Genomic DNA, 8,015 nt, shown 5'->3' with positions numbered 1-8,015 from the left:
AGGCGGCGGCGGGCAAGGCGGCGGCGGGCAAGGCGGCGGCGGGCAAGGCGGCGGCGGGCAAGGCGGCGGCGGGCAAGGCGGCGGCGGGCAAGGCGGCGGCGGGCAAGGCGCGGAGACTTCGAAGCTCTGTGAGGTGTACGAGACGAGACGGTTCGTCTCGTCACCCGGCCGAAGCGTCAGGTGACAGCGGCCTCGACCGCGTCGACAGCGGCGGCCAGGTCCTCCACGCGCTCCGCCGGCGCCGTCACCACACCCCGCGTCCACCCCGGCCCTCCGACGAACACCCGCACCTGCTGCCGGGTCCGCGGCAGCGCGGAGATCACCCCCGGATCGGCGTAGCGCGGCAACTGCGCCCACAGCACCACCGCGGAGGGGGCGGTACGGCGTACGGCCGCGGCGAGGGCGTCCATCGGCAGCGCCGCCCCCAGCTGCCGGACGACGACGCCGCGCTGGGCCAGTTCCGCGGCCAGTGGGTAGAGAGGGAGGTTGTGCCTCTCCTCCGGCATGCACGCCAGCAGCACGGGCCGGTGGTTGCGCCCGAGCGTGACGAGTGGTGTGGCGCGCACGAACGCCGCGAGCACGCACTCGTTCAGCAGGTGCTCGACCTCGACGCCGGTCCCGGAGAGCTGCCAGCGCGCGGCGACGGCCGTCAGCACGGGGCGCACCACCTCGTTCCAGGTGGCGATCACCCCGTCGGACGCCAGCGAGTCGGCGAGCATTCCCTGCACCGCGATGGAGTCCATTGCGACCGCGGCGCGGCCCAGTCCACGCGCCAATCGAGACGCTCCGGGCATTTTCAGTCCACGTCCACCCGATGGTGCGACGGGAACCACTCCGTGTGTCATCGCCGATTTCGAGTCGAGCGCGAAACGGGCCGCTTCGGCGGACGAGGCACCGCGCAGAAGGGCGCGCTGCATCAATTCGAGACGGGCCACGTCGGATGGCCCGTACTTGCGGTGCCGGCCCACTGTGTGGCCGGTCGGGCCCAGTCCGTAGCGGCGGTCCCAGGTGCGAAGGGTGGCGGGAGCCACGCCGAGTCGCCTGGCCACCGCGGCCACTGAGAGAAGGGGCTCACTCGTGTGACTCCCGGCAGAGGTTTGAACCGGCGGTGTCATCACGAGAGCCATGTTCCGTTCACCTCATCCGGGCGGCAACTCCGGGCGGTGAGTGATCGAACACGCGTGCCGTCACCCATCAGTTGATAAGGGTCTTCAGCCTCTTGAACAAGTTTTGACGCGGTTCTACGGTGGATCATCGTTAAGCCGAATGGAGCAGTCGTCACGGAGGCGGTCTCGATGGCGGACACCCGAAGGCTCCCCGGTCCCAACGCAGATCTGTGGGACTGGCAGATGCGCGGTTCGTGCCGGGGCATGGACAGCGCGTTCTTCTTCCACCCCGATGGTGAACGGGGCCCGGCGAGATCTCGCCGGGAAGCTCGCGCCAAAGCTGTCTGCCTCGCCTGCCCGGTGCTGGAGTTGTGCCGCAAACACGCGCTGGCGGTGCAGGAACCGTATGGGATCTGGGGCGGGCTCTCGGAATCGGAGCGCGACCACATCATCAAGGCACGAAAACGACAACTGGCAATAGTCTGAACAAAGAACAGCCGGGTCGGCACCAAACGAATGGTGCCGACCCGGCTTTGTTCGAGTCCGAAGAACTCAGTTCGCTCAGTGGCCGTGCCCGTGCCCGTGGCCGTGGCCACCGGCGGAAGCGGGCTCGTCCGCCTTCTTCTCGACGATGGCGCTCTCGGTCGTGAGCACCATGCGCGCGATGGAGGCGGCGTTCGCCACGGCGGAACGCGTGACCTTGACCGGGTCGATGATGCCCTGCTCGAGCAGGTCACCGAACTCCAGCGAGGCAGCGTTGATGCCGAAGCCCCACTCGCCCTCGCGGACCTTGTTCACCACGACGGCGCCTTCGAGGCCGGCGTTCGCGGCGATCCAGAACAGCGGCGCGGACAGGGCCTTCGCGACGAGCGCGACACCCGTGGCCTCGTCACCGGACAGGCCGAGGCCGCCGTCGAGCACCTTCGCGCCGTGCACGAGAGCGGAGCCACCGCCGGGGACGATGCCCTCCTCGACCGCGGCCTTGGTAGCGGCGACCGCGTCCTCGATGCGGTGCTTGCGCTCCTTGAGCTCGGTCTCGGTGGCGGCGCCGACCTTGATCACGGCGATGCCGCCGGAGAGCTTCGCGAGGCGCTCCTGGAGCTTCTCGCGGTCCCAGTCGGAGTCCGTGTTCTCGATCTCACGGCGCAGCTGCTCCGCGCGACCGGCGATGTCGGCCTTGGTGCCGCCGCCGTCGACGATCGTGGTGTCGTCCTTGGTCACGACGACGCGGCGGGCGGAGCCCAGCTGCTCGAGCGTGGTCTCGGACAGCTTGAGGCCGATCTCCGTGGAGATCACCTCGCCACCGGTGACGACCGCGAGGTCGTCCAGGAACGCCTTGCGGCGGTCACCGAAGAACGGCGCCTTCACGGCGACGACCTTCAGGGTCTTGCGGACGGCGTTGACCACCAGCGTGGACAGGGCCTCGCCCTCGACGTCCTCGGCGACGATCAGGAGCGGCTTGCCGGACTCCGCGACCTTCTCGAGGATCGGGAGGACGTCGGCCAGCGCCGAGATCTTCTCGCGGTGCAGCAGGATGCGGACGTCTTCGTAGACGGCCTCCTGCGCCTCGAGGTCGGTCGAGAAGTGCGTCGACACGTAGCCCTTGTCGAACTGCACGCCCTCGGTGATGACCAGCTCGGTCGCGAGCGTGGACGACTCCTCGACGGTGATGACACCGTCTTCGCCGACGCGCTCGATGGCCTCGCCGAGCAGGGCGCCGATGGACTCGTCACGCGAGGAGACGGTGCCGACCTGCGCGATGTTCTCGCGGCCCTTGACCGGGGTGGCCTTGGCCTTGAGCGCGTCCACGACGGCGTCGGAGGCGGCCTGGATGCCACGGCCGAGCGCGGTCGGGTTCGCACCCGCGGCGATGTTGCGCAGGCCTTCCTTGACCAGCGCCTGCGCCAGCACGGTGGCGGTGGTGGTGCCGTCACCCGCGACGTCGTTGGTCTTGGTGGCGACCGACTTGGCGAGCTGGGCGCCGAGGTTCTCGAACGGGTCGTCCAGCTCGATCTCGCGAGCGATGGTGACACCGTCGTTGGTGACCGTCGGGCCACCGAACTTCTTGTCGAGGACGACGTGGCGCCCGCGCGGGCCAAGGGTGACCTTGACCGTGTCCGCGAGCTTGTTCACGCCGCGCTCGAGTGCCCGACGAGCGTCCTCGTCGAAGCTGATCTGCTTGGGCATTTAACTCAAAGCCTCTCTGGGTAGCGAAACGCCCCGGAAGCCCCGGATGGGGCGCCGGGGCGTCAGGCATGACAGCCGAGCGTCTTAGTTGACGACGGCCAGCACGTCGCGAGCGGAGAGGATCAAGTACTCCTCGCCGTTGTACTTGACCTCGGTGCCGCCGTACTTCGAGTAGATGACGACGTCGCCGACAGCGACGTCCACCGGGACGCGGTTGCCCTTGTCGTCGATGCGGCCGGGGCCCACCGCGAGGACCTTGCCCTCCTGGGGCTTCTCCTTCGCGGTGTCCGGGATCACGAGGCCGGAGGCGGTCGTCGTCTCAGCCTCGGAGGCCTGAACGACGATCTTGTCCTCAAGCGGCTTGATGTTCACGCTCACCGGGATGACCTCCACGGGTCGTTGGCAGGTTCGTTTGTTTAACGGCTCCTGCCACCCCGCCGTCGCGGGGGTCGGGGCGGTGCTGGTGCCGTGCAATTGGCACTCTACCCATGAGAGTGCCAAGGCTTCAACGAGCCCCCCGAACCGATCACCATCCGGGAGCCGTATTCAGGGCATGTCCTCGTTGACGCGCCGAACGCTGCTGCTCGCAGGCGTGGCCGGAGTCACAGCGTTCTCGGTCACCGCATCGGCCCGGCCGAGCGACCCTTTCACACTCGGTGTGGCCTCGGGCGACCCGGCACCCGACGGAGTGGTCCTGTGGACGCGATTGGCCGTGGAACCGCTCGCGGACGACGGTCTGGGAGGCATGCCGGCCCGTCCGATCGAGGTGGCGTGGCAGGTCGCCGAGGACGAACGATTCACCCGAATCGTGCAGCGCGGCTCCACCACGGCTCGACCCGAGGAGGCGCACAGCGTCCACGTGGAACTCGTCGGGCTGGATCCCGGCCGCGAGTACTTCTACCGCTTCAAGGCCCTCAACCACCTCTCGCGGACGGGCCGCACGCGCACGGCGCCCTCTCCTGGCTCGCTGCAGGTACCGCTCACGATGGCTTTCGCGTCGTGCGCGCAGTACGAGCACGGCTACTTCACGGCGTATCGCAGGCTGGCGGAGGACGAGCCCGACCTGGTGCTGCACCTCGGCGACTACACCTACGAGTACGAGAGCGGCATCCACGTCGCCCCGAGCGGCAACGTCCGGCACGTCGAGGGCCCGACCACGACGACGCTCGCGGACTACCGGCGGCGGCAGGCGCAGTACAAGACCGACCCCGACCTGCAGCTGGCACACGCCGTGGCGCCCTGGTCGGTGATCTGGGACGACCACGAGATCGACAACAACTGGGCCGGGATGCTGCCGGACAAGCCCCAGCCGGACTTCCCCGCGCGCAGGGCCGCGGCCATCCAGGCCTACTACGAGAACATGCCCCTGCGCAGGTCACCGAGGCTGTACCGGCGGATCGGGTGGGGTTCGCTCGCGACGTTCCACATGCTCGACACCCGCCAGTACCGGACCGACCAGGCCTGCGGGGACGGGCTGCAGCTCTGTCCCGAACGGCTGGAGCCCGAGCGCACCATGCTCGGTGCCGCGCAGGAGGACTGGCTGTTCGACGGCTTCCGGGGCTCGCGGGCGCGCTGGGACGTGCTCGGGCAGCAGGTGTTCTTCTCGCAGTACGACTACATCCCCGGCGAGGTCGACAAGTTCCTGCTCGACGCGTGGGACGGCTACGTGGCCGACCGGGACCGGGTCGTGGCGGGCTTCGCGGACGTCCGGAACCCGATCGTGCTGACCGGCGACGTGCACGCGGCGTGGGGCGCGGAGGTCAAGGAGCGCTGGAACGACCCGTCGTCGAAGACGCTCGCGACCGAGCTCGTCACCACCTCGATCACGGCCGGTGGCGACGGCTCGGAGGAGTACGCCGAGACGCCGCTGTGGCTGCGCGAGAACCCGCACGTGAAGTACTTCAACAACCGCCGCGGTTACACGCTCACCAGGTTCACGCCCGATGAGCTGCGCACGGACTTCCGGGGCGTCGATTACGTGACGAGGCCCGGCTCGCCGGTCTCCACGAAGGCATCGTTCGTCGTGGAGGACGGAAAGCCGGGCCTCAACGAGCAGTGATCAGCCGGACCAGTTGCCCGACACGAACATCAGGTACATCAGGGTCTGCGTGACCAGGCCCGTGTACATGACCACGTACACCGCGGGCTTCAACGCGGAGACGCGCTGCCCGAGCAGCACCAGCGCCAGGTAGATGCCGAAGCAGGGCAGCAGGTAGCGGTGCACGGACACCAGGTTGCCGTTCAGCGTGAGCATGACCATCGACGCGAGGCCGAACACGCCGACCGGCACCAGCTCGTTGCGGCGGACGGCCAGCAGGTAGATCGAGCCCGCGATCAGCAGGACCATGCCGGCCAGCGGGACCACGTGGTTCGTGAGGTTCCACGTGCTGAGGTCGGCTGGCTTGGTCAGGGTGTTGACCGACATCAGCAGCTCGTTCCAGAGCGTGCCGAAGATGTTCGGGGTGAACTGGTGGTACGACCAGGCCGGCGCCTTCTCGTACGCCGACGTCATGCCCAGCGGGTCGCCGACCAGGACCTTCAGGTACAGCGCGAACCCGAGGAAGCCCACCGCACTCGCGGGGAACCACAGCAGGTGCCACGACAGCAGGCCGCGGAACTTCCACTCCTTGCTGCGCCAGAACTCCAGGAAGCACAGGCCGACGAACAGCACGGCGGTGATCCGCACGCCGGTCAGCGGCATCAGGCACAGGCCCATGAAGACCCACTGGCGGCGCAACGCGAAGAGGTACGCCCAGAACCCGAGCGCGATGAACACGGCCTCGCTGTAGAACGCGTGCAGGAAGTACGCCGACGGCCAGGTCAGCATGGCCATCACGACGAGCCACGGGGCGCGCTCGCCGGTCAGGAAGGTCCTGGCGATCTTGAGCAGTGCCACCGCGCCGAGCCAGGTGGCGGCGGTGTTGACGATGATGCCGGCGACCAGCGTGCCGATCTTGCCGAGGAACAGCATCTTCACGAGCCACACGAACAGCGGGAAGACCGGGTAGAACGCCTGCGAGGTCGGCACGTTCTGGTAGGCCGTGCCCTCGGCGATGCCGGTGAAGTTCTCCCCGTCCCAGCGGTGCGTGTGCGACAGCAGCGTGTCGACCGCACGCGACGACGCCGGCGTGCCCTCGAAGATCGGCAGCAGCGGTTCCAGCACCCGCCCGAGCACGGTCATGAAGACCTGCCAGGCGAAGACGAGCAGGAAGACCTTCGCGAAGTCACCCGTCAGCGCGCTCTTCCACCGGGGAACGGGCCGGGGTGCCTCGGTGGCGGCGACCTCCGGCTCGCGGATCGCGGTGTCAGTCATGAACGGGTTCCTTTGCGGGTTCTTCTACCGGGCGGAACACGAGCCGGCTGTAGAGCACGTAGTTCCAGACGAGTGCGACGCAGATGCCCGCGAGCTTGGGCGCCGCGATGGCGAGCGTCTCGGGCAGACCGGCGAACAGGTCGCGGGTCAGCATGATCACCAGCGGCTGGATCGCCCACAGGCCGACGCCCGTGACCAGCACGAACAGCACGATCTGCCGGACCGCGCCACCGCCTGCCGCGCGGAACGTGAAGCTGCGGTTGAGCGTGAAGCTCAGCGCCATGCCCATCGTCGTCGAGATCAGGTTCGCGATCACCAAAGGCGTGCCGAGCGCGAACAGCACCGTGTAGCCGACCAGGTCGACGAGGGTGTTGCCGATGCCGACCAGGCCGAAGCGCAGTTGCTGGGCGCTCAGCAGCTTCTTCACGGCGTGAGGGCCCTGGCGTCGTTCGGCACCTTCGTCGCGGTGCGCACCGACGCCACGCTGTAGAGCGGACGGGCCTGCACCTCGGTGTAGATGCGGCCGATGTAGCTGCCCAGCACGCCGAGCATCACGAGTTGGATGCCGCCGAGGAAGAACACCGCGCTGGTGATGAACGCCCAACCGGGAACGGCGGTGTCCGGCAGGAACAGCTTCACGCCGACGACGTAGCAGATGCCGACGAACGCCAGGAACGAGATGAAGTAGCCGACCTTCGAGATCAGCTTCAGCGGCGCGGCGGAGAAGCCGACGATGCCGTCCGCGGCGAACCGCATCATCTTGCGCAGCGGGTAGCCGGTGACGCCCGCGTGGCGCTTGTCGCGGTCGAACTGCACGGCGGTCTGCTTGAAGCCGATGAAGCTCACCAGCCCGCGCAGGAACCTGTTGTGCTCGCGGAACTTGCGCAGCTCCTCGACGACCTTGCGGTCGATGAGGCGGAAGTCGCCGGTGTTCTCCGGGATGTCGATGTCCGCGACCTTGCGCAGGAACCAGTAGAACGCCCGCGCGGTCGCCTTCTTGAACGCCGTGTCCTGGCGCGAACGGCGCTGGGCGTAGACGACCTCGAAGCCCTGCTCCCACTTCTCGATCAGCTCGAGGCTGACCGAGGGCGGGTCCTGCATGTCGCTGTCCATGATGATCACGGCGTCGGCGTCCGCGAGGTCGAGCCCCGCGGTCACGGCGAGCTGGTGACCGAAGTTGCGCGCCAGGTCGATGACCGTGACCCGGTCGTCCGCGTCGGCGACGGCGTTGAGCAGCTCCAGCGAGTTGTCGCGGCTGCCGTCGTTGACGTAGATGAAGTTGACCCGGTACCGGTCCTCCAGCGGCTTCACGACCTCGGAGACCGTCTTGTGCAGCAGATCGATGTTCCCGCCCTCGTTGTAGATCGGGAACAGGTACGTGATCGTGCGCATGGGTTCAGCGCTCACCG

The 8,015-nt window shown here is 68.2% G+C and carries 8 protein-coding genes; 2 read left to right on the top strand and 6 right to left on the bottom strand.

Going from position 1 to position 8,015, the window contains the following annotated elements:
* Positions 1 to 176: 176 nt before the first annotated feature.
* Positions 177 to 1,115, bottom strand: a complete 939-nt coding sequence (locus DFR72_RS19735; RefSeq protein WP_170176328.1) for a MerR family transcriptional regulator — start codon at positions 1,113 to 1,115, stop codon at positions 177 to 179.
* 180 nt (positions 1,116 to 1,295) lie between these two features.
* On the opposite strand from DFR72_RS19735, the gene DFR72_RS19730 reads away from it, so the two are divergent.
* Positions 1,296 to 1,592, top strand: a complete 297-nt coding sequence (locus tag DFR72_RS19730) for a WhiB family transcriptional regulator (protein WP_090074428.1) — start codon at positions 1,296 to 1,298, stop codon at positions 1,590 to 1,592.
* A 75-nt stretch (positions 1,593 to 1,667) separates the two neighbouring features.
* Here DFR72_RS19730 and groL read toward each other — a convergent pair whose 3' ends face one another.
* Together groL and groES are read right to left on the bottom strand one after the other, a co-directional pair.
* Entirely contained in the window at positions 1,668 to 3,293 is a 1,626-nt protein-coding gene (groL, locus tag DFR72_RS19725) for a chaperonin GroEL (RefSeq protein WP_090074426.1), read from the bottom strand.
* Between the two features lie 84 nt (positions 3,294 to 3,377).
* The gene (gene groES / locus DFR72_RS19720) at positions 3,378 to 3,671 is read right to left on the bottom strand and encodes a co-chaperone GroES (protein WP_053737364.1); all 294 of its coding nucleotides are present in this window, start codon (positions 3,669 to 3,671) and stop codon (positions 3,378 to 3,380) included.
* A 175-nt stretch (positions 3,672 to 3,846) separates the two neighbouring features.
* On the opposite strand from groES, the gene DFR72_RS19715 reads away from it, so the two are divergent.
* Positions 3,847 to 5,352: an alkaline phosphatase D family protein gene (locus tag DFR72_RS19715; RefSeq protein ID WP_090074423.1), complete on the top strand. Its 1,506-nt coding sequence runs from the start codon at positions 3,847 to 3,849 to the stop codon at positions 5,350 to 5,352.
* On the opposite strand, the gene DFR72_RS19710 is transcribed toward DFR72_RS19715, so the two are convergent.
* Genes DFR72_RS19710 through DFR72_RS19700 form a run of 3 tightly spaced genes read right to left on the bottom strand, consistent with a single transcriptional unit; the run spans position 5,353 to position 8,013 of the window.
* Positions 5,353 to 6,606 carry a hypothetical protein gene (locus DFR72_RS19710; RefSeq protein ID WP_090074421.1) on the bottom strand — a complete coding sequence of 418 codons (1,254 nt, stop codon included), beginning with the start codon at positions 6,604 to 6,606 and terminating at the stop codon, positions 5,353 to 5,355.
* Entirely contained in the window at positions 6,599 to 7,033 is a 435-nt protein-coding gene (locus DFR72_RS19705; protein WP_245983162.1) for a GtrA family protein, read from the bottom strand. Before DFR72_RS19705 ends, DFR72_RS19710 begins: the two co-directional genes overlap by 8 nt.
* The gene (locus tag DFR72_RS19700; RefSeq protein ID WP_090074418.1) at positions 7,030 to 8,013 is read right to left on the bottom strand and encodes a glycosyltransferase family 2 protein; all 984 of its coding nucleotides are present in this window, start codon (positions 8,011 to 8,013) and stop codon (positions 7,030 to 7,032) included. The genes DFR72_RS19705 and DFR72_RS19700 overlap by 4 nt, the downstream gene beginning before the upstream one ends.
* Positions 8,014 to 8,015: the final 2 nt, after the last annotated feature.

It is taken from the genome of Lentzea flaviverrucosa, from assembly GCF_003350445.1.
Taxonomy (GTDB): domain Bacteria; phylum Actinomycetota; class Actinomycetes; order Mycobacteriales; family Pseudonocardiaceae; genus Lentzea; species Lentzea californiensis.
Note: the sequence above shows the minus strand (reverse complement) of the source record. Positions and strands in the feature narration are given on the sequence as shown.

Coding starts and splice junctions, on each gene's coding strand:
- DFR72_RS19730 (WP_090074428.1), top strand. CDS start 1,296: ATGGCGGACACCCGAAGGCTCCCCGGTCCCAACGCAGATCTGTGGGAC.
- DFR72_RS19715 (WP_090074423.1), top strand. CDS start 3,847: ATGTCCTCGTTGACGCGCCGAACGCTGCTGCTCGCAGGCGTGGCCGGA.
- DFR72_RS19735 (WP_170176328.1), bottom strand. CDS start 1,115: ATGACACCGCCGGTTCAAACCTCTGCCGGGAGTCACACGAGTGAGCCC.
- DFR72_RS19710 (WP_090074421.1), bottom strand. CDS start 6,606: ATGACTGACACCGCGATCCGCGAGCCGGAGGTCGCCGCCACCGAGGCA.
- groL (WP_090074426.1), bottom strand. CDS start 3,293: ATGCCCAAGCAGATCAGCTTCGACGAGGACGCTCGTCGGGCACTCGAG.